The sequence below is a fragment of the Streptomyces sp. ISL-12 genome (assembly GCF_018614415.1).
In the GTDB taxonomy this organism is placed as follows: Bacteria; Actinomycetota; Actinomycetes; order Streptomycetales; family Streptomycetaceae; genus Streptomyces.
The window spans coordinates 17,909-40,981 of record NZ_JAGGOO010000066.1 but is presented as its reverse complement, the minus strand read 5'-3'; the positions used below and the strand labels follow the sequence as shown (position 1 = coordinate 40,981).

Sequence of the window (23,073 nt, the reverse complement as noted above, 5' to 3'; positions counted from 1 at the left end):
CCCCACCCCCCACCCGCACCAGACCCCTCCGGACTACTCGTCCACCCCGGAGGACTTCCCCGCCGCCTACGAACCCTCCTGGGCCCACGAAACGGCCACCGACTCCACCGGCGACCCGGCCCGCGACCTGGACCGCCTGCTGGACCGCTTCCGGGACGACATCCGCGACGCGGCCCGGGACCACGGCATCACGACGGACCAGCTCCGCGACGCCCGCCGCCACCTCTCGACAGCCGCGGCCCACATCGGCGCCCTGCTCCGCGCCCCGCAACCCTGACTCCGACCCCGGCCCAGCGCGGAAGGGGAGACCCCGGGGCCGGCCCCGGCCCGGGCCCCGGCCCTGGACCCGCACGGAAGGGGAGACCCCTCACCCCGCCCGAGCCTCCCCTTCCCCCGCTCCATCCCCCAGCACACGGACCAGCGCCCCATGGGTCACCCCGTGGTCGGCGAGCACCTCGGCGGACACACCGGGCCGCAAAACCAGGGCGGGCAGAATGTGCTCATCCCCGATGTGCCGGTCCCGCCGCGCGACAGCCACCCGCAGCGCCTTCTCCAGCACCTCCTCGGCGTCCTTCCCCGAACCGCCCCCGCCCCGACCACCGGCCGCCGCCCCTGCCGCGCCGGTCACCGGACATCGCCCCGGCACCGTGCGCCTCCTCCACCCGGGCGACGATCTCCATGACGTCGATCCCGAGCCCGGCCAGCGCGTCGGTCTCGGCCTGCGACAACCCGGCACGCCGGCGCGCCTCCCCCAGCGCCCGCCGCACCGACTCCTTGCGCTCACCGTTCACCCCGAGCGCACCCAGCGCGAACGAGGCGCGGCTCCCCTCGCGCTCCAGCAGCGCCAGCACGAGATGCTCAGCCCCCACATCCCCCGACGCGCACTCGACCGCCGTCACCCCTGATTGACACCTCACCCCCAAAAAAGCGGGCCCGGCAGCTCACCCGCTCCCGAACCCGCCACCAACCGACCGAGGCGTCACCCACGCCCCAACACGATCTTCCCGAAGAGCTCCCCCGACTCCATCCGAGCGAACCCCTCACGCGCCCGTTCCAGAGGCAGCACCTCGTCGATCACGGGACGCACCCCGGTGGCCGCGCAGAACGCCAGCAGATCCTCCAGCTCGTCCTTGGTCCCCATCGTGGACCCCACGACCTTCAGCTCCAGGAAGAAGATCCGCGTCAACTCGGCGTGCGAGGGACGGTCACCACTCGTGGCACCGGAAATGACCAGCGTCCCACCGGGCCGCAACGACTTGACCGAGTGCGACCAGGTGGCGGCCCCCACCGTCTCGATCACAGCGTCGACCCGCTGCGGCAGCCGCGCCCCCGGCTCGACGGCCTCCACGGCCCCCAGCTCCACCGCCCGCTTCCGCTTGGCCTCGTCCCGGCTGGTCGCGAACACCCGCAGCCCGGCCGCCTTCCCCAACACGATCGCAGCCGTGGCAACACCACCCCCGGCCCCCTGCACCAACACCGAATCCCCGGGCCGCACCCCGGCGTTCGTGAACAGCATCCGGTACGCCGTCAGCCACGCCGTCGGCAGACAGGCCGCCTCCGCGAACGACAACTCCTTGGGCTTCGGCAGCAGATTCCAGGTCGGTACGGCGACCCTCTCCGCGAACGTCCCCTGATAACGCTCGGTCAGAATGGACCGGGGCTCCCTCACCCCGACCCCGTACCCGCTCTGGCCGATGACGGAATGCAGCACGACCTCGTTGCCGTCCTCGTCGACCCCGGCGGCATCGCACCCCAGGATCATCGGCAGCCGGTCCTCCGCGAGACCGACGCCCCGCAGGGACCACAGGTCGTGATGGTTGAGTGAGGCGGCCCTGACATCGACGACACTCCAGCCGGGCCGGGCCTCGGGAGCGGGACGCTCTCCCAACTCCAGACCACTCAGCGGCTGATCACGGTCGATCCGGGCGGCGTAGACAGCGAACATGCCCCCGACGATAGATTCCCCACCCGCCCACGAGAACCGACCGCACCTGTGACACGCGTCCTCTTGCCACGCGGGACGCACCCGCACCCGCGTACGGCGGAAAAGGAGCCGGGGTGGGGGGTGTCCGCCCGCAGCGGTTGGCGCCTCAACACGCTTCACCCCCGTAGGAAACCGATTCCGCGCGCCGTTCCGAGGACGGACACCCCCCACCCCGGCCCCGGCCCCGACCCCGGCCCCGACCACGCACCTCACCGCACCGCACCGCACCGCACCCTGAGCGCTACGCGCACCCCCACCGAACCCGCACAGGCGCCGCAGGCAGACCCACCCCACGACCCGCACCCGCACCCCTCGGCCCACACAAAACGGCCCCGCCCACCAGGACGGGACCGTCGAAGAAGCCGAGAAGCCACCCGTCAGCGACGAGCGACCCCCTCCGCCCGAGCAGCCGCGGCCACCGCCGCCGTCACCGCCGGCGCGACCCGCTCGTCGAACGGCGACGGAATCACATACTCCGCCGAGAGATCGTCGCCCACGACCGAGGCCAGCGCCTCAGCCGCCGCCAGCTTCATCCCCTCGGTGATCCGGGACGCCCGCACCTGCAACGCCCCCGCGAAGATCCCCGGGAACGCCAGCACGTTGTTGATCTGGTTGGGGAAGTCCGACCGCCCGGTGGCGACCACCGCCGCGTACTTGTGCGCGACCTCGGGACGCACCTCGGGGTTCGGGTTCGCCATGGCGAACACGAACGCCCCCGGAGCCATCGACGCCACCGCGGCCTCCGGCACCGTCCCGCCGGAAACCCCGATGAAGACGTCCGCGCCTTCCAGCGCCGCCTCCAGCGACCCGCTCCGCCCGGCCTTGTTCGTGAACTCGGCCAGCTCCCGCTTCACCGGCGTCAGATCGTCCCGGTCCGCCGACACGACCCCCTTCCGGTCCGCCACGGCGACGTCCCCGATGCCGGCCTCGACCAGCATCTTCGCGATGGCGACGCCCGCCGCCCCCGCGCCCGAGATCACCGCCCGCAGCTCGCCCAGCGACCGCCCGCTCAGCCGCGCCGCGTTCCGCAGCGCCGCCAGCGTCACGACCGCCGTACCGTGCTGGTCGTCATGGAAGACCGGGATGTCCAGCCGCTCCTGCAGCTTCCGCTCGATCTCGAAGCACCGCGGCGCCGAGATGTCCTCCAGGTTGACCCCGCCGAACGACGGCGCGAGCCGCACCACCGTCTCGACGATCTCGTCCGCGTCCGTGCAGTCCAGCGCGATCGGCACCGCGTCCACGCCGCCGAACTGCTTGAACAGGATCGCCTTCCCTTCCATCACCGGAAGAGAGGCCTGCGGCCCGATGTCCCCGAGCCCGAGCACGGCCGTACCGTCCGTCACGACCGCCACGACCGACGATTTCCACGTGTAGTCGTCGACCAGTTCCGGCTGCTCGGCGATCGCGCTGCACACTTTCGCGACGCCGGGCGTGTACGCCAGGGACAGGTCGTCCTTGTCCCGGACCGGCACGGTGGCCCGCACGGCCATCTTGCCGCCGCGGTGCAACGCGAACGCGGGATCGAGGTCGAGGGAGTCGAGGGAGGATCCGCCGACGCTGTCACTCACGCTGTCACTGACACTGTCGCTGCGAGGATTGACGATCTCCGCTGCCACTTCGTAGTACCCCTTAAGAGTTCATGGTGTGAGGGTGTGTCCGCTCCTGGTGAGGAGTGGGCGGGACCGCGCAAGGCCCAGGTCATTGATGCGTACGGGCCTGTACGCGACGGGCGCGCCGCACACGCGCCCTGAGCCCCGGATGAGGGGTGTAAAGAACCTTCTTACCGGACGGACGCCCCCCAGGACGAGTCCAATAGGCGCAAGCTCACACACCGGCCCGCGCGAGCCCACGGGACAGCCGCATGACGAACACAGTCAGTCATATGCCAGTGACATGACCCACACCACCACTTCCGGCCAACATCCCGACAACCCTTGACACCACTCCGAAGAAGCCACACCCCACCCCATCCCACCCCACTCCCCCGAAGATCTTCCGGCCGGAAGCATCAATTCCCGCAAACGTTCGGTCGCGATTGACCGACGTGCTCCACTTCGCGAAACCACCCGTTATCCGATTTTGACATCGCAGGTCCCCTGAACAGCTCCGTCCGAATGGCAAGATGCCGTAATCGCACGAGGTCGCGGCACTCGAAGACGTGTGCCCACGCCGGCCTCCGTGCGCTGCCGTCGACGACCGCCGCACACACCCCGTCGACCGTCGACCCACGGCGCCCGCCGGCCCTCCGTCGGACGCCCCGCCCGATCGGCTGCTCCACTCATCCGCCGGAGGAACCCACATGACCGCACGCTCCACCCGTCGTACGACCGCCGTGTCCTCCCGCACCGCCGCGGTCGGCGCCATCGCGGTCGCGGGCGCACTGCTGCTCACCGGCTGCGGCGACCAGACCAAGGACAACGGCTCCGACGAGACCACGTCGTCGAGCAGCGCCCCGCTGGCCGGCAAGCTCCCCCAGGCCATCCGCGACAAGGGCGTCATCAAGGTCGGTTCCGACATCGCCTACGCGCCGGTGGAGTTCAAGGACGACTCCGGCAAGACGGTCGGTATCGACCCGGACCTCGCGGAGGCGATGGGCAAGCAGCTCGGCGTGACGTTCGAGTTCGAGAACGCCACCTTCGACACGCTCATCGGCGGCCTCGCCGCCAAGCGTTACGACATCGCCATGTCGGCCATGACCGACACCAAGGACCGCCAGGAGGGCATCGACGCCGACACCGGCAAGAAGGTCGGCACGGGCGTCGACTTCGTCGACTACTTCACCGCGGGCGTCTCCCTCTACACCAACAAGGGCGATGACCAGGGGATCAAGACCTGGGACGACCTGTGCGGCAAGACGATGGCCGTGCAGCGCAACACCTTCTCCCACGACCTCGCCAAGGACCAGGCGAAGAAGTGTACGAAGGACGGCGAGAAGACCCTGAAGATCGAGGACTTCGGCACCAACCCCGAGGCCGAGACCCGGATGCGCTCCAAGGGCGCGGACGTCGTCTCCGCCGACTTCCCGATCGCCGCGTACTCCGTGAAGAACTCCGGCGGCGGCAAGTACTTCGAGCTGGTCGGCGACCAGGTGGAGGCGGGCCCGTACGGCATCGCCGTGGCCAAGGACAACACCGAACTGCGCGACGCGCTCCAGGCGGCCGTCCAGGCGATCATCGACAACGGCGAGTACAAGAAGATCATCGACAAGTGGGGCGTCGCGGACGGCGCGGTCACCGAGTCCAAGATCAACGGCGGCTCCTGACCCGACACCGCCCGACTCGGCACTGAAAGGCTCCACCCGTGACTGCTGACGTCAGCAAGACGGACGGTCCCGGCACGACTCCCCCCGCCGGTCCGGAGGCCGTCAAGGCCATCCCGGTCCGGCACCCGTGGCGGTACGTGTCCGCGGTCGTCGCCCTCGCCCTGCTGGGCTCCGTCGTCTACGCCTTCGCCCAAGGCAAGATCAACTGGGGCGCGATCCCCGACTACTTCTTCGACGACCGCATCCTCGAAGGCGTCTGGAACACCCTCCTCCTCACCGTGCTGTCGATGCTCATCGGCATCGTCGGCGGCATCCTGCTCGCGGTGATGCGCCTGTCGAAGAACCCGGTGACCTCGTCCATCGCGTGGTTCTACATCTGGTTCTTCCGCGGCACCCCGGTCCTGGTCCAGCTCTTCGTCTGGTTCAACCTCGGCCTGGTCTTCGAGTACATCAACCTGGGCCCGGTCTACAAGGACTACTGGTCGTCCTTCATGACGCCGCTGCTGACGGCGCTGCTCGGCCTCGGCCTCAACGAGGCCGCGTACATGGCCGAGATCTGCCGGGCCGGCCTGCTCTCGGTCGACGAGGGCCAGACCGAGGCGTCGCACGCGCTCGGCATGAGCCACAGCAAGACGCTGCGCCGGATCGTCATTCCGCAGGCGATGCGGGTGATCGTGCCGCCCACCGGCAACGAGGTCATCAACATGCTGAAGACGACCTCGCTCGTCTCGGCGGTGCAGTACTACGACCTGTTCAAGGAGGCGCAGGACATCGGCCAGAACGCCGGCTCCACGGTGGAGATGTACTTCCTCGCCGCCACCTGGTACCTGATCATGACCTCGGTCCTGAGCGTCGGCCAGTACTACATCGAGCGCTACTACGCCCGGGGCTCGACCCGCGCCCTGCCGCCGACCCCGCTCCAGCGCTTCCGGTCCGCCGTCCTCCCCACGCGCCGCCCGAAGGGAGTCCCGGCATGACCGAGACCAGCGCCACCCCGATGGTGAAGGCCGAGGGCGTCCACAAGTCCTTCGGCCAGGTCGAGGTCCTCAAGGGCATCGACCTCCAGGTGAACTCCGGCGAGGTCTTCTGCCTCATCGGCCCCTCCGGCTCCGGCAAGTCCACCTTCCTCAGGTGTATCAACCACCTCGAAAAGATCAACGCCGGGCGTCTGTACGTCGACGGCGAGCTGGTCGGCTACCGCCAGAAGGGCGACAAGCTCTACGAGCTGAAGGACAGCGAGGTCGCCCTCAAGCGCCGCGACATCGGCATGGTGTTCCAGCGCTTCAACCTGTTCCCGCACATGACGGCCGTGGAGAACGTCATGGAGGCCCCGGTCCAGGTCAAGGGCGTACCGCGCACCCAGGCCCGGGAACGCGCCGGCCAGCTCCTGGACCGCGTCGGCCTGGCCGACAAGGCCGACAACTACCCCTCCCAGCTCTCCGGCGGCCAGCAGCAGCGCGTCGCCATCGCCCGGGCCCTGGCGATGGACCCCAAGCTGATGCTCTTCGACGAGCCGACCTCGGCTCTCGACCCGGAGCTGGTCGGCGACGTCCTGGACGTCATGCGCGACCTGGCCGAGTCCGGCATGACGATGGTGGTCGTCACCCACGAGATGGGCTTCGCCCGCGAGGTGGGCGACAGCCTGGTCTTCATGGACGGCGGCGTGGTGGTCGAGTCGGGCAACCCGCGCGACGTCCTGACCGACCCGCAGCACGAACGGACGAAGGCGTTCCTGTCCAAGGTGCTCTGAGACACGAGGGGCGGTACGGCGACGCACGTACCGCCCCTCACGCACGTACCCTCCCGCCTACTTCAAGGCGAGCAGCAACGTGTCCGAGGGCGAGCACCACACCGGCCGCGCTTCCCCGAAGCCCTTCTCCCGCAGCACGCGCGCGTGCCACGCCACCGGCGGCGTGTCCCCCTCCGCGTGCTCGCCGTAGAGGGCGAACCGCCGGGCCGTCGGCTCCGCGAGCACCGGGTCCTTGGCGGCGAGCTGCCACCACTCGGACCAGTCGAGGGCGCCGTCCCGTTTGGCGGCCGCCATCTGCGCGTGCCGCCGCTCCCGCTCGGCCGCGTTGATCCGGGGCGTCGTGTCGTCGATCATGTGGTCCGCGTTCAGGAAGACACCGCCGTCGCGGACCAGCTCCGCGACCCGACCGTAGAGGGCCGCGAGGGGTTCGGCGTGGAGCCAGTGCAGGGCCGTGGCGGTCAGTACGGCGTCGTACGAGTCGTACGGCAGCCCGCTCGCCCACGCGGGGTCCTTCAGGTCGGCAGTCACCAGCGAGACCCGCTCGTCCCCCGCGAAGGTCCCCTCCGCGATGGCGAGCAGCGCCGGGTCGAGATCCACCCCGGTACTGGTGGCCTCGGGGAACCGGGCGAGCAGCCGCGCCGTGATGCTCCCGGTGCCGCACGCGAGGTCGAGCACCCTCGGCGCCGGCCCGACCAGCGCCTCCACCATGTCCAGCATGATCCGGAACCGCTCCTCGCGGTCGGGCATGTACCACTCCTGCTGCCGGTCCCAGCTCTCCTGCCAGGCCTGCCAGTCGGCGCCGGTCGTGGCCGTGGTGGCGTCCGCGTCCGTCATAGAGCTCCTCCGGAGTCCGTCACGTAATACCCTGAATCCACGATCAGCCATTACCCGACCGCAGGCACGACCCTAGAGCCCCTCCGTAAGGACTACAAGTGGAACTGGCCTATTACTCGGATTACGCCGTACGTCTCGTCAACACCGAGGAGCCGGACCGGGGCAAGGACGCGCTGACCTCGGTCGAGGCCGTCCGTGAACTCTTCGGCGCCAACCAGTCGGCCGTCCGGCGGGCCGCGGAGGCGGACGTGACCCGGTTCCGCGCGGTCCGCGCCCGCCTGCGCGCGGTGTTCGAGGCGGCCGACACCGGTGACGAGACCCTCGCCGTGGACCTCCTGAACTCCCTCCTCCTGGAGTTCCCGGTCAGCCCCCAGATCTCCGGCCACGACCACCGCGACGACGACGGCCGCCCCCTGTGGCACATGCACCTGGCCGACCACCCGTCCAACGCCACGGCCGGCTACGCCGCCATCGCCGCGATGGGCCTCGCCTTCCACCTCACGGAGTACGGCGTGGACCGCCTGGGCCTGTGCGAAGCGGCCCCCTGCCGCAACGCCTACCTGGACACCTCGACCAACCGCTCCCGGCGCTACTGCTCCGACCGCTGCGCCACCCGCGCCAACGTGGCCGCCTACCGCGCCCGCAAACGCCTGGAGGCGGACCGGCCGGACAGCACCGGCCTGACCGCCGACAGCGCCCAGCGCACCAGCGCGAACGGCGACCGCCGCCCCGGCCCGAGCGGCCGGTAACGCAGCCGCACCCGCCCCAGCACGAGCTCCTCGGGGACGGCCCCGTAATCGGTGCTGTCACCCCCCGCGTACGCGTTGTCCCCCAGCACCCACCACCCGCCCTCACGCAGCTCCACGGCCCGCTTGACGACGAGCAGGTCCTGCTGGAAGGGGTGCCGCAGCACGACCACGTCCCCCGGCCGCACCCTCGCCCCCCAGTGCACCACCAGCACATCCCCGTGGTACAGCGTGGGCACCATGGACGGCCCGGTCACCTCGGCCGGTCCGAAGGGCAGCGGCCCTCTGGCGCGCTCGGTCTCCTGCGACAGCTCCGGCATCACCCGGCACCTCCCCGGTCATTCCTCCACCAGTCTCAGTCTCACCCTGGACTTTTGTCCTAAGCCCACGGGGGCACTCGCGAAATCGCCTCCTCCAGGGAGTAATGTCCCCCCTGAGAAGACGATCACGAGGAAGGAACGCTCCATGCTTTCCCGCCTGTTTGCCCCCAAGGTCAAGGTCAGTGCCCACTGCGACCTGCCCTGCGGCGTGTACGACCCGGCCCAGGCCCGTATCGAGGCGGAGTCGGTCAAGGCCGTCCAGGAGAAGATGGCCGGCAACGACGACCCGCACTTCCAGGCCCGCGCCACGGTCATCAAGGAGCAGCGCGCGGAGCTGGCCAAGCACCACGTGTCGGTCCTGTGGAGCGACTACTTCAAGCCGCCGCACTTCGAGAAGTACCCGGAGCTGCACCAGCTGGTCAACGACACCCTGAAGGCCCTCTCGGCCGCCAAGGCGTCCACCGACCCGGCCACCGGCCAGAAGGCGCTGGACTACATCGCGCAGATCGACAAGATCTTCTGGGAGACCAAGAAGGCCTGATCTTCGATCAAGCCGCTTGACCTGCGATTTCTTCGATCGTCTGGTCTACCTGTCCGCACCCGGTCCGCAGGCCGCCGAGCACGGCGTCCATGACGGCCCGGGTGCGGTCTTCTTCGCCCGGCCACAGGTGGGCGTAGATCCGCAGCGTGATGACGGCGGACGCGTGCCCGAGGACGAGCTGCACCTGCTTGACGCTCGCTCCGCCGGCGATGAGCGCGGAGGCGTAGAAGTGCCGCAGGTCGTGGGTGACCATGTGCGGCAGCTCGACGGGCTTTCGGCCTTCCCGCTCGGCGACCTCGTTCTCGGCCGCCTGGAGCGCCTTGCGAGCCCCGTTCCACTCGGTCTTCCACCGCCGGTAGTTGAGCGGCTCGCCCTCCTCCATGGTGAACAGCCACTCCCTGGACGGACGTGCAGCGAGATGCGCGAGGAGCGCGTCGGTGACGACCTCGCCGACCGGAACCGTGCGCCGGGACTTGGCGGTCTTCGGCGGGCCGATCTTCCCGGACTGGAGCCGCTGCCGCTCGACGCGGATGGTGCCGGCCTTGAAGTCGACGTCCGACACCTTCAGGCCGAGCAGTTCACCGATGCGCAGCCCTGAGCCGGCGAGGGTGACGATCGCTGCGCGGATGTACGGCGGCATCACCCGCGCCATCGCCTCGACCTGCTCGACCGTGGGCGGGGTGACCTCCTCGTCCGGCATGGCCGGGAGAGTGATCCGGCGGCACGGGCTGGAGGCGATGACCTTGTCGTCCACGGCCGCCGTCATGACACGCACGAGGACGTCGTAGACGTTCCGGACGCTGCCGGGGCCGAGCTGGCCGGAGAGGTGCTTGAAGAGCACCTGGATGTCGTTGCGGCGTATCGCCGCCATGGAGCGGGCTCCGAGCGCCGGTATGAGGTGGAGCCGCAGCGCGTTGTCGGTGATGCGCTCGCCCGCCTCGCTGGCGATGAGCGAGCCTTCCCACTTCTCGGCGTACTTCTCGAAGGTGACGCGACCGGCGCGCGGGTCGACGTACTGGCCGGTGACCATGCTCGCCGTGACCTCGTCGAGCCACCGTTGGGCGTCGAGCTTCCGCTCGAAGTGGCGGGCGTGCTCCTTGCCGTCGAGGTCGCGGTAGCGGGCCCGCCATTTACCGTTGGGGCGCTTCTGGATGTTGGCCAAGTGGCCCTTCCTTCGTGTCGGTTGTCAGTAGTGGCCGCCGTCCGCGATGTCGTTGCTGAGCGTGCGAGCGTCGCGCTCGTCGCCCATGAGGCGGAGGCACTGCTCGTGGATCGCCCGCGAGCTGTCGGGGTGGGCCTTGATGTGGTCGGCGATGGCGACCACGGCGTGGTGGAGGCGGTCGCGCGCGTCTCGGGCCTCGTAGAACGCCTCGACGGCCTCCTGGACGAGGCGCCGACTGTCGATGTCGAGCCCCTCCAGGGGCGGCGACATCAGCTCTTCGAGAGGGAGCTCGAAGACGCGGGTGAAGGCGAGGGCCTCGTCGAGGTTGATGCGCCGGCGAGGGGTGCCGTTCTCGATGCGCCAGACCGCAGTCTGGTTCATCTTGACGCCGGCTCTGGTCACCCGCTCGGCCAGCTCGGTCGTGCTCCACCCTCTGACCTCGCGCTCCAGGGCCACGCGCGCGGCCACGTTCCCCTCGCTGTAGAGAAGCGGCACCTCGCCGCCCTCGGGCCTGTCGCCTGACATCGAACCTCCACCATCACCGTCGCTATCCCAATTGAAACATGGGCTTCCCGATTTGGGTAACCGGGGATCGTCGGGTACAACTCTATGCAGATCGAATCGCCACCTAGTCGAATAGGAATGCATGCGATACCTGACCACCGCCGAGGTCGCCGAGCGCTACCGCACAGCCGAGAGCACCGTCCGCTACTGGCGCCAGATCAAGAAGGGGCCGCGCGGCATCAAGGTCGGCAAGCGGGTGCTCTATCCCGAGGCCGAGCTGCTGCGCTACGAGCGCACGCTGATCGAGGGCCAGGACGAGTGGGGCCTGGCCTCGTGAGCCGCCGACAGGCCCAGACACAGCAACGGCCCCCGGCGCGCCAACGCCGAGGGCCGGAGATTCCCCTGCACGCCGCCCATCCCTGAACGAACGAACTGGTGAGAGGCGGGACCTTGCACGTCCCGTCCCTCACCTGAGAGGAACGCCGATGGAGGACTCTACGTCCCCCGCCACCTCGAACACATCCCACAAGGCCGTCTGGCCTGCCGCCGCGGTCCCCGGCCAGGGCATCCCGTGGCTCAACCCGGACCGAGCGGACGGCCGGCCCGCCCTTCTCGGGACCGACGATCGACCGGACCGACCCGCGACCGAAACCCGGACCGGAGATCCGGTCAACCCGGACCAGGAACCCGGACCGACGGAGAACGCGCAGCTCAGCGGCCTACCGGACCGGACCGGGAACTCGGACCATGGGCCCGGTCCGGAAGCCGAGGACCGGACGGAGAATTCCGGTCAGTCGGACGGCGAACCCGGACCGCCGGTCCGGGTTGACCACGGTGCTCCGGGGACGGTCCCCGGACCCGGACGGGGAACTGGGGACCGCGAGAGTGTCAACCTCACGGCGGACCGGGACCAGGACGAGACCGCCGTACTGGACGAGCTGCGCGCCGCGATCGGCCGGTACGTCGTGCTGCCGAGCGAGGAGGCCCTGACCGCGGTCACCCTGTGGGTGGCGGCCTCCCACATCCAGCCCGCCCTCCAGCACGCGCCGCGCTTGGCGGTGGTGGGACCAACGAAGGGCTGCGGCAAGTCCCGTGTCCTGGACGTGCTCCACGAGACCGTGCACAAGCCGATGATGACGGTAAACACCTCGCCGGCGGTGGTCTTCCGCGTCATCGGCGAGGACCCGCCGACGCTGCTGGTGGACGAGGCCGACACCATCTTCGGCCCGAAGGCCGGCGACAAGGAGGACCTGCGCGGCCTGCTGAACGCCGGACACCAGCGCAACCGCCCCGCCTGGCGGATCTCCGGTCCGGAACACAAGGCGACCGCGTTCCCGACCTTCGCCATGGCCGCGCTGGCGGGCATCGGCGACCTGCCGGACACGATCATGGACCGGGCGGTCGTGCTCCGCATGCAGAAGCGAAAGCCGGGTGAGCGCATAGCCCCGTTCCGCTCGCGGTATTCCGTACCGGAACTGAACGCGCTGCGCGGCCGGCTGACCGCCTGGCTGGCCCCGCTGCGGAGCACCGCAGAGGGCTTGGTTCCGCAGATGCCGGTCGAAGACCGGGCCGCCGACACGTGGGAACCGCTGGTCATCGTCGCCGACCTGGCCGGCGGACACTGGCCCTCGCGGGCCCGTGCGGCCTGCCTGGCGATGACGCGCAACGAGGTGGTCCAGGACGAGCAGACGACACTGAAGACCCGGCTGCTGCGGGACATCCGCCGAGTCTTCGAGCAACAGGGCGACCAGGAGGCGCTGCGAAGCCAGGACCTGCTCGCCGCGCTCATCCAGGATGCCGAGGCGCCGTGGGCCGAGTACGGGACGAAGGGCCTGAATGCCTACCACCTGGCCAACCTGCTGCGCGACTTCGGCATCAGCCCGGCCAACCACCGTTTCGAGAACGGCAGGCAGGCCAAGGCGTACGCCCGTAACCAGTTCCTCGACGCCTGGGCCCGCTACTGCCCCGACCCCGTCCCACCGGCACCCGTAGCCGGCGAGACCGTGGTCGCACGTCGAGCCCAGGGCAAGCCACTGGCCCCTCCGTCCGGGACGCTGCCCATCGGCCCGCCCGGCGGGCCTGCCGGCCCCAGGCCCACGCGCTGACACCAGCTCCGTATCAATCCGTCGCATCCGTCCCCGCGCAGGTCAGCGCGGGGACGGAGTTCCTTGCCGATACGGATCACTCCGTACCTGCGACCGTCTCCGTACCTGTGCTGACCAGCTACGGGACGGATGCGACGGACGTGACGAAGCCCCACCGCACATGACCACCGGAGCAGCACCATGCCCGAAACGAGCACCGACAACGTCCCCGCCCGCGGCCGCAAGGGATTCTTCGGCCTGACCCGCCGATCAGCAGCAAGCTGGAGCGAACGAGCCTCTAACGAGGCTTCGTCCGCGCTTGCCCCCGCCCCAGGGGTGGCGGAGGAGAAGGCCGGGCGCCAGGGGGCGCCCGAGCCGGATGGGGTCATAGCCGACTCCGCCGCCCTCCGCACCCAGCCACCGACCGACGTCCAACCGCCTGTCGAGCAGCCCTCCTGGCGGGAACTCGACGCCCCCGTCCTGCCCGCCCTGATGAACCGCAAGCGCACCGTGGAGAAGCGCGACCAGGAGAAGACCATCCGCTTCACGCGAACCGCGGTCGGCGTGATCAGCGCCGCAGCTCACCAGCGCGGGCAGAAGTTCGCCGGATTCGTCGGCGACGCCGCCCTCGCCGTCGCCCTCGGCAAGGCAGGGCTGGTCGGCAGCCCGGAGGACGACCCGGTCCGTCCGCTGATCGAGGCTGTCGAGGCACACACGGTCGCGCTGAACCGCATCGGTGGCAACCTCAACCAGATCACCGCAGCCATCCACCGAGGAACCGTGCCCGATCGTGCCGAGGCGGTGCTAGCCCGAGTCGAGCAAGCAGCCGAGAGCAGCTACCGACTGATCGACCAGCTCCTGACGGAAGGCACCGCGCATGGTTCCTGACGTCTCCACCGGCTCCAACACCCGCGGACTGATCGTCTACCTCTTCGGCCCCGGCCGCCGAGACGAACACACGGACCCTCACATCGTCGCCGCCTGGGACATGGCCGGCGCCCCCGACCCGGGCCGTAACCCGACAGCCACCTACTCCCAGCTCGCCAAGCGCCTCGACCACCACGTCGACCTGCGCACCCGCGAACTGGGCGGCAAGAAACCGCCCCAGCACGTCTGGCACTGCCCCGTCCGCACCGCGCCCGGCGACCGCTACCTCACCGACACCGAGTGGGCCGAAGTCGCCCGCCGCATCGTCCACGCCACCGGCATCGCCCCCGACGGCGACGAGAAGGCATGTCGGTGGATCGCGGTACGCCACGCCGACGACCACATCCACATCATGGCCACCACCGTCCGCGCCGACGGACGCCGCCCCCGCACCCACCACGACGGACAGCGGGCCCAAGCCGAGTGCCGCAAGATCGAAGCCGAGTTCGGCCTGCGCCGCCTGAAGTCCGGCGACCTCACCGCGCCCCGCACCCCCACCGGCGCCGAACGCGCCAAGGCGGAACGCCAGGGCCAGACGGTCACGGCACGGCACTGGCTGCGAGAGCAGGCGTACGCGGTCGCCGCCGCCGTACACAACGAAGCCGACTACTTCACCGTGCTGCAGTCCCTCGGCATCAAGGTCAAGACACGACTCGGCCCCGAGACCGGCGACGTGATCGGCTACAGCCTCGCCGCCCCCAACGACACCAACGCGGCCGGCGAACCCGTCTGGTACGGCGGCTCCAAACTCGCCCCCGACCTCTCCATCAACCGCCTACGCGAACGCCTCCCCGGCCAGGAGATGGCCGACCACCCCCGGCATGTGGCGGACCCCGCCGCCCCATGGCGCCACACCACCACCGCCATCCACACCGCACGCACCGTCCTCGACTCCGATGACGATGCCGCCGCCCAGGGCCACCTGGCCGCCTTCGGCGACGCCCTGTACAACATCGCCGGCGCCACGACCGGCCCACACCGGGCGGAACTGCAGGCGGCGGCGATGGCGTTCAACCGCGCCCGCCGCTCCGCCACCCGCGCCGACCACCAAGCCGCCACCGCCCTACGCAAGGCCGCCAAGGAACTCGCCTACACCTCCAACGAGCCGGGCGGACTCGCCATCGCCCTGCTCTTCGCCACCCTGCACCTGGCCCGCGCCGCCGCCAAGTGGCACGAACAGCGCGGCCACGAACAGCAGGCCGCTGCGGCCGAAGACGCCTTCCGCCACCTCCAGGCGGGCTACCAGCAGGCCGCCACACCTGTCCTGGCGGACCTGACCCACCGCGCACCACGAGCCACAACCGCCCGCCGCTTCGAGCAGGACGTGCGCGCGGCCCTCCCCAACCACGCCGACCGAATCCTCGCCGACCCCACCTGGACCGCCCTGACCACATCCCTCGCCCACGCCGAAACCGCCGGCCACAACCCCCGACGCCTCCTGGCCGAGGTGGGCACCCAGCGGGAACTCGACAGCGCCGAACACCCCGCCGAGGTCCTCAACTGGCGCATCACCGCTCAACCGAACCTGCGAGCACAAGCGGCTTGCCAGCGAAGCACCGTCTACGGCACGTCTTTCGTCTCCGCCATGGCCAACCCGCCAGCCACACCGGTGGCCGATCACTTCCAGCCACAATCCCTGCGAAGGGGACGGTGAGGCGGAGGCCGGCAAGCCCGCTTAAGGAGCCGTGCCTCCGCTCGATATTGAGCGGAGGCACGGATATCGCCCCAGCCACTGGTGCGTCTTGTGTGCACAGACTTTGCCCGGATTGAGCACCATAGTCTCGGCGTTGCCGCACCTCTGGGCGCCGTCATCTGCCTGCGACCTTTCCATCAGATCAGCTACCCTACGTGCTGCGGGTGGGACTGGGGGTGATGAGGTCGGCGGGAGCGTTGCCCTTTCCTGTTACGAGAACCTGCCCGTCAAACATGAGACAGGGCTCTACCCACCCCTGCAATATCGCAGCTGGAACCTCAACCCTAGAGCCAGGACACAACCAGGAACGGTTCAGTGGTGGACGAGCAGTTTGGACTGGAAGCAGTGGCGGCCGAGCAAGCCGTTGTTTCTGTCTTCGAGCAGATAGTCGCCGTCCTTGCGCGCCAGGCGAACGCGGCGATCGATGACGCGGCTCTGTTCCGACTGGCGGACACGCTGTTCGCTGCGTTTGCCCGCGCGGGTGAGGACGGGCTGACAGCTGAACAGATCCGGGCGGCATGTTCCGCCTTCCCGGAAGAGGTGATCGACAACCGGCTGGGTGTCCTGCGGAAGCTTGGAGCGATCCAGCCCGCGTTTGATAAGCCCTACCAGCGCGAGTACCGGGCCTCGTTCACTAGCTACGTGTCGATGCTGTTCGTTCAGCGGATGCTGGTTCGCGGGGGCCAGTCGGAATTGCACCAGCTTCTGACGATGGAGAAGATCAGGCTGGAGGGAGGGCAGGGTACACCCGAGGAAGCCCTTGAGGTTGTCGTCGGAATAACCACGGCGCTCCGGCTCCTCGTCGCCGAGCTCGTGGCGCTGACCGTCGGCGGCACCGTGGAGGCGCTGCGGGAGCGCGCGCCGCTGCTGTGGAACGCGAAGACGCTCATTGACCAGGCGTCTGCGGTGCATGAGATCTTGCTGGAGTTCTGGCCGGAGCTCAGCCGCATGTGCGGGGAGCTGCGGTCGGCGATCGCAGCCTACGAAGATGCTTCGACGAACGCGTCGGCACGCCTGATGACCGCAGCGGGGACCACGAGGGCGCTGAACCTGCTGCCCCCCGAGATGTGGCAGCGCTTCGCGCGGCGGGCAACCGTGGATGAGCTCGCGGCGGTCCTGGCTGATCAAGTCTTCGACGCGCCTTCCCCGTGGCACGATGTCGCCGACCTGGTAGTGGCTGTTGCTGGCAGGTCGCAGCCGAACGGCAGCCGCTCGACGCCGCCGCGTTCCCGGATTTCCGATGGCGATGAGCAGCCCTCCCAGGAATGGTCAGACGCAGAGGCCGAGCGACTGGCGGGAGTTGCCGAAGAGGTGCTCAGTGGCCGGGACTCTATTGCGGTCGAGCAATTGCTGTCGGGCATGAACTGGGTGACGGCGCGCCGAGTGCTGGCCGACTTAGTTGCTGCGAGCAACAACGACCGGCTCGGCTACCGGCTGGCATGGTCTGGCCCGGTCCAGGTACGGGCGGGCAGCGTGCCGTCCTGGCTTACTCCTGGCGTGTTCGAGCGAGAGCGGAGGCACATGTGACTAGTGAGGAGGCGGCGCTCTGGTGGGCGAGGGCGCGAGCCGAAGGCCCGCTGCGCATGCCGTCAGCGACCAGAACCCCGGTAGGCATGTCGCGACTAGTGGAGCAAGGGGGTGAGCGCTGCTGGCTGCTGCCCCGCCCACCCGATGACGTGACTCCGGCCGTGCTGCGCGAGCTGCGGATGCAGGTGGTCCCAGCGGAGTTCCCTAACGAGACCAGCCGAGTCCTGGCCGCGGCGCTGCGCTGCTGCTGGGTCGACGTCCAGAGAATCCCGTGGCCGGGACAGTCGTCGACGACGCGCGAGGTGCTGGATGTAGTAGACCAGCTCATTCCCGGACGCGGGGAAGAGGTGCTGCACCGCCTTGGAACGGGAGCACTCCGACGTCTGCATGCTAGCCGGTGGCTGGATATCGATGATGAGGCACAGAGGGTCTGTCTCGGCCCGCGAGTGGCTACCTGGCCGGAGCAGGACCTTCCGGCGCTGAGGGAGTTGCACCGGGAGCTGCCGCTCCCGCGGCCTGACCGGGAGCCGGGCCGATGAGCGGCTTGTTCGATGATCTGCTCCAGCCGCTCGGCGATAAGCACCGTGACGCGCTGGTCTCGGCCTGGGCCGCGCTTGAGTACGGCAGCGAGCCCGCCAGTGAGGCCGCGCTTCCCGCACTTCGAGACGCGGCGCTGCGCCACCTGCTTGATCAGATGCTGCACAGGACCGGCCGCACGCTCGTCCATGCGGGCGCCTACCTGTGGACATCGGGGTACCGAGACGACATCGCCGCGGAACTCGTGGCGAAGGGCTGGGGGATATTGCCGCCGCTGGAACGGGCCGCGCTGATATTGGTGCTAATTCACTCGGTCGCCATCCCCCGGGCAGAGGGGCGTCTGGTCGGGGACGACTGGCAGTCACCCCATCCGACCACACCAACCCGCCTGCGGAAGCTATCGCAGGTCCACGGGCAGCGGCGCCTTTCCGATGCCCTGCAGTGGCTGCGCGCGGCCGGGTTGGTCCGTGCGGTGCGCGGCTCCGATCCCGAGACAGCTGGTGCCTCCTACGTCCCTGGGCCGGCGCTACGTCGGCTCACTCCCGCCGCGCGCCAGCGTTTGCAGGAGAACCTAATCCTGGCCGTAGGCCCGGATACCGCGCTCGCAACGGCAATCATGGTCCGCCGGAGCCTGGCCCGCCCCTAGAAGTGACAATCTCCCCGAGGAGCGGTTCATGAACATCAGCACGCCGCAAGAAGAGGACATAGTCGGTGACCGTGTCCTGGTCGGCCTGCAGAGCGTGCGAGTCTCCCGGCTGTCCACGCATCCCGTTCCGATTGCCGCTGGCACCCTCATCGCCGTGGCCGGGCAGGGGCCGAAGGACTCCAATGGGGCGGGGAAGTCGTCGCTGCTGGCCCAGATCAGCTTGCTGCATGCCGATGAGCAGTGGCGATTCGGTTCCGGCGCGCCCGCCGCGGTCGACCTGCTGTTCAACTCCGAGGACGCCGGCGGTGAAGACCGTTGGGGTAACGCCGACCATGGGTACGTCATCGGCGTGTTCGCTCCCGCTGCCGGAACCCTTGATCAGCTTCAAGCCAGCGCCCTGACCGTGTGGATCCGGATCGACCGCAGCAGCCAAAAGGGGCCCCGACTGAAGTTACGCTGGCAGGACGGGCTGCATCTACCCACTGGGGACAACGAGGCCGAACGGGAGCAGGCCGCTGACTCGGTTTGGCAGGCCCTGCCCCCGCGGGCTAGGCGGCAGGACGTGGCGGCCCGTGATCTCCCACGCACCCTCTACGGGGAGCACGTGCGGTGCGTGTCGTTCCTGTCGACATCAGTGAGGGCCAGCGCCGCACCGAACCTGCTCGCCCAACCGCTGAACGAGATCTCCAAGCGGCGGATCTTCGAAGCGATCGCTGCACTCACCGGTATCGACCGCGAGCTAGAGACGGAACGCCAGGCACGCCGCCACGAGTACGACCTCCTCCAGAAGGCCAACAACGCCGAGTCCGACCTTGCCACCTGGGAGGAAAGCGCCCAGGTCATCGAGGACGGTATCGACGCACGGGACCGGGCGCGTGGGCGCGTCGCGGATGCCGCCGACCGCTGGCGGTCGCGCACGGCACGGCTGCTGTGCGACGCCCTCCAGCGCAACGCCGAAATCCAAGCCGAGGTTGCTGGGATCGATACCGAGATTGAGAAGACCAGTCGCATGGCACAAGAGCTGGTCGGACAGGTGGCGGAGCTGGCCGATGACGAGGCATTCACACGACGGCAGCAGGCTGCGATGAGCACGTTCGACAGGCTCGATGGTGCTGACCGCGAGCTGAGCAACCAGATTGCAGCGCTGGAACAGCAGATCGAGGAGACCGACCGTCAGCTGCGCGCAGCCAGGGAAACAGCCCGTGATGCTGACGGCCGTGACGAGCCAACCGCTAACCGGGAACGCACCGATGCGGACATTAAGCTGGAAGGGGCAGTCAAGGCACTTGGAGTGGCGGAGAAGGCGCTCTCCGACGCCGAAACAAGCCTGCAGGACACGGAAAGCGGCAGGGACCTGGCCCGGCAGCAGATCGACGTCCTTGCAGCCGAAGGAATTAGGGGCATCTGCCTACTCGACGCAGTTGTCCTCAACGCCCAACAGAGGTCAAAGTGGGAGTCAGCCCTCTGGCCGTACCGTGAGGCGGCTGTCGTAGACTCCGGCGACCTCGACAGGGCCAGCGTGCTTTTGGCGGGCGTACCCGGCTCGACCTTGATCGCCGCCAATCTCACAAAAAGTGCGGGGCGCATTGACCTCCCGAGCAATGCCGACCCGCAATATGACTTGAGCGGATTCCTCGCGACCCTTGACGCGCGAGTTACTGCCCGCGCTAACCCCGACCGGGTGCACGACGACGCGGGTGTTGTGATCATCGGCGGGTTCCCCAGCCCCGTGACCGGCCGTGCCGCCCGCATTGCTGCCGCACGGGAACGCGTTCGCCAAGAATCCGAAGGTCATCAGCTGGCCGAAGAGCGATGGAAAGCTGCCGGTCGGCGGGTCACTGCTGCTGAGCGCCGGCAGAAGGGTGCGAGAGCCGCAGTTGAGGCAACTCAACTGGACGTGCGGATTGGCAGCCTGCGGAAGAGAGATCAGGCCATCCGGGATGAGCGCGTAAAACTCGCTCCGGCGCTCGGCGCTGCAGTCGTCGAGCGGGACGAGGTGCTCCGACTGGAGGGTGTCCGTCAGAAGCAAATCGAGTCTCTGCAGCGTCAGAAGACCACCCTTGACGAGGCAAACAAGACTCGACGAGAGAAGCTCGAGAACCTCAAGAAGGAACAATTGCAGCTCGGTCTTCCAGATCTGGCCGCCCAATGGGATGGCACCCTCGACTCTGCCAGCGAGCACCTGCTCGCTCTGCCGGAAAACCAGCAGTCCTGGACGGCTGGTGACTGGTGGGAGGAAGCCAGGGACCTGATTCGTACCGCGATATCCGAGTGCTTCCCTCGCACCGCTTCTGACAGTGTGTCGACGGAGATCACTGGACTGCTGGAAGAGTTCAACCAGCGGGGACCCGGCAGCAGCCAGCGGGCACAGGCCGCCTTCGCCCCGCTGCGCCACGCACTCCACGTCTACTTGCGCCACCTGGAAGGCACTGACCGGTACGAGCGCCAGCAGATCGCCACTCAGCGCAGGGAACGCCACGAGAGCCTCGGCGCCGCACGGATCGGTCACGAGGAGGCTGTCCAGGCCAGCCGGGCCTACCGAGGGGCGCTCAGCTCCGCCATCAAGAAGAAGCTGGCCGACGTTGCAGCCCAGTTCGACCGGCTCGACAGGGCCTACGGTGGGTACGGGGCCTCACTGCAGTACGACGAACCTCCACCGCCGGTCGATCCCACCGAGGACTGGGGCTGGAATGTTGTACCGACGTGGCGGCGCGCCGAGGGGCGGCGGCACATCCCCTACGACCGGCGGGCCAACACTGCGCAGATCGATGATCGGGCGATCAAGCTTGTGTGCGCCGCCGCAGCCGCAAGCGGCACGGGCCGCCCGCTGGTCCTTGTTCTAGACGAACTCGGCCGCAACCTCGGTAAGCAGCACCGCCGCGAGGCGGTCGCCCTGCTCGGGCAGATCGGCAGGGAGAGCGGCATCACTGTCGTCGGGGCACTGCAAGACGACATGGAATCCTATGCCATCGATGCCTGTGGCGAGTACGTCAAGCTGCGCCGCAGCTCAGACTCCAGCCCGTACAACGAGCAGCCCGTCATCGTCGGTTATGACGAGCACGCCCCGCGTGTCGAACTACTCCGTGCCTGGCTGACCGGCAATGAGTACCGCGAGCCGGCATGACCGCCCGCTCCCGCCCGCGCGGCTTCGCGATGCGCCACCTCAACGTCTACCCCGGCCTTACCACGTACGCAGTCCCCCTGCCCGACGGCAATTACAGCACCGACCGCAACGGCAATCCGAAGATCACGCGCGTCACCCTGGAGCCGGAAGGTTTTGCGGCACCGCAGCGCCCGCATGGCCTGACCGACAGCCAGTGGGCCTTCGCCACCAACGGTCCCCGCCGATGGCAATCCGCCGTGACCACGTTCGGCGTCCGCGCCGAGGCCATAGCCGCAGAGCTCGCGCGCAACGGGTGCATCGTCCTCGAATGCGACTTCCGCGACGCCCGTGTGGTCCTGCCACCGCGCGGCTGGGTTCCTCATCCTGACCTGCACGCGGCCCGGCAAGAGCACACCAGCCAGCGCGCCGCCCGAAGGTCCGCTCAGGGCGACGAGGCACGCCGTCTTGCCGTCGAGCTTGCTCCCTTCCCGGCTGCCGGTTCACTGGTGGCCATCCTCCTAGCGCAACGGGACGGGGCCTATCGTGACCACGTCATCGAGGCCGCCCGTGCCCTTCTCATCGACGAGACAATGACCGGCACGGGCGAGGCCGCGCCGTGGGCTGCTGTGCAGTGGCTTAAGCGCGGAACGAAGGCGGACTACGACAGGGATCAGGAGCCGCTCGCTGAGGGCGGCCAAGGAGCGGTCTACGGCGGCGTGCACAGGCACACCCGTATCCCTGTCGCTATGAAGCAGCTCCGCTACGGCGATGAGGACTCTATACACCGCATGGGCCGCGAGATCTCCATCGGGCACCTCTACGGAGAACACCCGAACGTCATGCCAGTGCTTGACTCTGACCCAGACGGGCGGTGGTTCGTCATGCCGCTTGCGAACGGCAGTGCCGCCAGCCACGCAGAACGTTTGCAGCGGGAGACAGGAGCCCTCCGGAACCTCGTCACGGCGATCTGCGAAGGACTGCGCCGTCCACACGCCGACGACCGGATCCACCGTGACATCAAGCCAGCAAACGTTCTGCTCCTCAACGGCAATTGGGTCGTGGCAGATTGGGGGCTTGGTCGTCAGCCCCGAGGGGAGACTTCTGTTCCGCGACGAACTCGGACCGGCACCGGTTTCGGGTCCGAGGGATTCGCCGCGCCGGAGCTGTCGTCCGGGAATCCCCATAACGTGACGGCTGCTGCCGATATCTACAGCATTGGACGGCTCATCGCGGCCATCCTGACGAGGGAGCGTCCGGAACAGAACCTCCCACTGCTGCCCGCACGCGGACCATGGCGAGCAGTAGTAGCAGAGGCGACTCGCCACAAGCCCACCGACCGACCGCAGGACGTGGACGAGTTCCTTGGCCTGCTCAAGAACATCCCGTGACCGTTCCCACGCCGTCCCAGCATTGCCAGGCGCTGAGCCTGGTCCGCCCAGCCAAAAGGATCACG

Annotated in this window: 19 protein-coding genes and 2 pseudogenes; 14 read left to right on the top strand and 7 right to left on the bottom strand. The window is 68.9% G+C overall.

Annotated elements, in window-relative coordinates:
- A pseudogene (locus J7I94_RS18700) lies at positions 1–277 on the top strand (PadR family transcriptional regulator); the annotation flags it as partial.
- Positions 278–367: 90 nt separating this feature from the next.
- Here the strand turns inward: J7I94_RS18700 and J7I94_RS18695 are convergent.
- The 3 genes and pseudogenes from J7I94_RS18695 to J7I94_RS18685 form a co-directional block, all read right to left on the bottom strand.
- A pseudogene (locus J7I94_RS18695) lies at positions 368–923 on the bottom strand (Clp protease N-terminal domain-containing protein).
- Between the two features lie 56 nt (positions 924–979).
- A complete protein-coding gene (locus J7I94_RS18690) occupies positions 980–1,945 on the bottom strand; it encodes a zinc-binding dehydrogenase (RefSeq protein WP_215168268.1) in 966 nt (321 codons plus the stop codon).
- Between the two features lie 416 nt (positions 1,946–2,361).
- Positions 2,362–3,600 carry an NADP-dependent malic enzyme gene (locus J7I94_RS18685; RefSeq protein WP_215168267.1) on the bottom strand — a complete coding sequence of 413 codons (1,239 nt, stop codon included), beginning with the start codon at positions 3,598–3,600 and terminating at the stop codon, positions 2,362–2,364.
- 683 nt (positions 3,601–4,283) lie between these two features.
- Between J7I94_RS18685 and J7I94_RS18680 the strand changes: the two genes are divergently transcribed.
- From J7I94_RS18680 to J7I94_RS18670, 3 genes are read left to right on the top strand one after another with little or no spacing between them, the layout of a single operon-like run.
- Complete coding sequence (locus J7I94_RS18680; RefSeq protein WP_215168266.1) at positions 4,284–5,246, top strand: ABC transporter substrate-binding protein; 963 nt, start codon at positions 4,284–4,286, stop codon at positions 5,244–5,246.
- A gap of 38 nt (positions 5,247–5,284) precedes the next feature.
- Entirely contained in the window at positions 5,285–6,223 is a 939-nt protein-coding gene (locus J7I94_RS18675) for an amino acid ABC transporter permease (protein ID WP_215168265.1), read from the top strand.
- Positions 6,220–6,996 (top strand): amino acid ABC transporter ATP-binding protein, encoded by a 777-nt coding sequence (locus J7I94_RS18670; RefSeq protein ID WP_285442665.1) that lies wholly within the window; start codon positions 6,220–6,222, stop codon positions 6,994–6,996. The genes J7I94_RS18675 and J7I94_RS18670 overlap by 4 nt, the downstream gene beginning before the upstream one ends.
- Positions 6,997–7,053: 57 nt before the next feature.
- On the opposite strand, the gene J7I94_RS18665 is transcribed toward J7I94_RS18670, so the two are convergent.
- Positions 7,054–7,830 carry a trans-aconitate 2-methyltransferase gene (locus J7I94_RS18665; protein WP_215168264.1) on the bottom strand — a complete coding sequence of 259 codons (777 nt, stop codon included), beginning with the start codon at positions 7,828–7,830 and terminating at the stop codon, positions 7,054–7,056.
- A gap of 98 nt (positions 7,831–7,928) precedes the next feature.
- Here J7I94_RS18665 and J7I94_RS18660 point away from each other — a divergent pair, with 98 nt between their 5' ends.
- Positions 7,929–8,579, top strand: a complete 651-nt coding sequence (locus J7I94_RS18660; RefSeq protein ID WP_215168263.1) for an ABATE domain-containing protein — start codon at positions 7,929–7,931, stop codon at positions 8,577–8,579.
- On the opposite strand, the gene sodX is transcribed toward J7I94_RS18660, so the two are convergent.
- Entirely contained in the window at positions 8,462–8,896 is a 435-nt protein-coding gene (sodX, locus tag J7I94_RS18655; protein WP_215168262.1) for a nickel-type superoxide dismutase maturation protease, read from the bottom strand. The genes J7I94_RS18660 and sodX overlap by 118 nt on opposite strands.
- A gap of 145 nt (positions 8,897–9,041) precedes the next feature.
- Here sodX and sodN point away from each other — a divergent pair, with 145 nt between their 5' ends.
- Entirely contained in the window at positions 9,042–9,437 is a 396-nt protein-coding gene (gene sodN / locus J7I94_RS18650; protein ID WP_004983535.1) for a superoxide dismutase, Ni, read from the top strand.
- A 7-nt stretch (positions 9,438–9,444) separates the two neighbouring features.
- Here the strand turns inward: sodN and J7I94_RS18645 are convergent, their stop codons facing one another.
- Together J7I94_RS18645 and J7I94_RS18640 are read right to left on the bottom strand one after the other, a co-directional pair.
- Positions 9,445–10,599 carry a site-specific integrase gene (locus tag J7I94_RS18645; protein WP_215168261.1) on the bottom strand — a complete coding sequence of 385 codons (1,155 nt, stop codon included), beginning with the start codon at positions 10,597–10,599 and terminating at the stop codon, positions 9,445–9,447.
- A 24-nt stretch (positions 10,600–10,623) separates the two neighbouring features.
- Positions 10,624–11,124: a helix-turn-helix transcriptional regulator gene (locus tag J7I94_RS18640; RefSeq protein ID WP_215168260.1), complete on the bottom strand. Its 501-nt coding sequence runs from the start codon at positions 11,122–11,124 to the stop codon at positions 10,624–10,626.
- A 121-nt stretch (positions 11,125–11,245) separates the two neighbouring features.
- On the opposite strand from J7I94_RS18640, the gene J7I94_RS18635 reads away from it, so the two are divergent.
- The 8 genes from J7I94_RS18635 (at position 11,246) to J7I94_RS18600 (ending at position 23,008) form a co-directional block, all read left to right on the top strand.
- Complete coding sequence (locus tag J7I94_RS18635) at positions 11,246–11,440, top strand: AlpA family transcriptional regulator (protein WP_215168259.1); 195 nt, start codon at positions 11,246–11,248, stop codon at positions 11,438–11,440.
- A gap of 592 nt (positions 11,441–12,032) precedes the next feature.
- Positions 12,033–13,208, top strand: a complete 1,176-nt coding sequence (locus tag J7I94_RS18630; RefSeq protein ID WP_251075368.1) for a DUF3631 domain-containing protein — start codon at positions 12,033–12,035, stop codon at positions 13,206–13,208.
- A gap of 315 nt (positions 13,209–13,523) precedes the next feature.
- Positions 13,524–14,075: a MobC family plasmid mobilization relaxosome protein gene (locus J7I94_RS18625; RefSeq protein WP_215168269.1), complete on the top strand. Its 552-nt coding sequence runs from the start codon at positions 13,524–13,526 to the stop codon at positions 14,073–14,075.
- A complete protein-coding gene (locus J7I94_RS18620) occupies positions 14,065–15,768 on the top strand; it encodes a relaxase/mobilization nuclease domain-containing protein (protein ID WP_215168257.1) in 1,704 nt (567 codons plus the stop codon). Before J7I94_RS18625 ends, J7I94_RS18620 begins: the two co-directional genes overlap by 11 nt.
- Before the next feature lie 354 nt (positions 15,769–16,122).
- A complete protein-coding gene (locus J7I94_RS18615) occupies positions 16,123–17,334 on the top strand; it encodes a hypothetical protein (protein WP_215168256.1) in 1,212 nt (403 codons plus the stop codon).
- A 535-nt stretch (positions 17,335–17,869) separates the two neighbouring features.
- Positions 17,870–18,517 carry a hypothetical protein gene (locus J7I94_RS18610; RefSeq protein WP_189847889.1) on the top strand — a complete coding sequence of 216 codons (648 nt, stop codon included), beginning with the start codon at positions 17,870–17,872 and terminating at the stop codon, positions 18,515–18,517.
- A gap of 28 nt (positions 18,518–18,545) precedes the next feature.
- Positions 18,546–21,641 carry a hypothetical protein gene (locus J7I94_RS18605; RefSeq protein ID WP_215168255.1) on the top strand — a complete coding sequence of 1,032 codons (3,096 nt, stop codon included), beginning with the start codon at positions 18,546–18,548 and terminating at the stop codon, positions 21,639–21,641.
- Positions 21,638–23,008 carry a protein kinase gene (locus J7I94_RS18600; protein ID WP_215168254.1) on the top strand — a complete coding sequence of 457 codons (1,371 nt, stop codon included), beginning with the start codon at positions 21,638–21,640 and terminating at the stop codon, positions 23,006–23,008. Before J7I94_RS18605 ends, J7I94_RS18600 begins: the two co-directional genes overlap by 4 nt.
- The last annotated feature ends 65 nt before the right edge of the window (positions 23,009–23,073 follow it).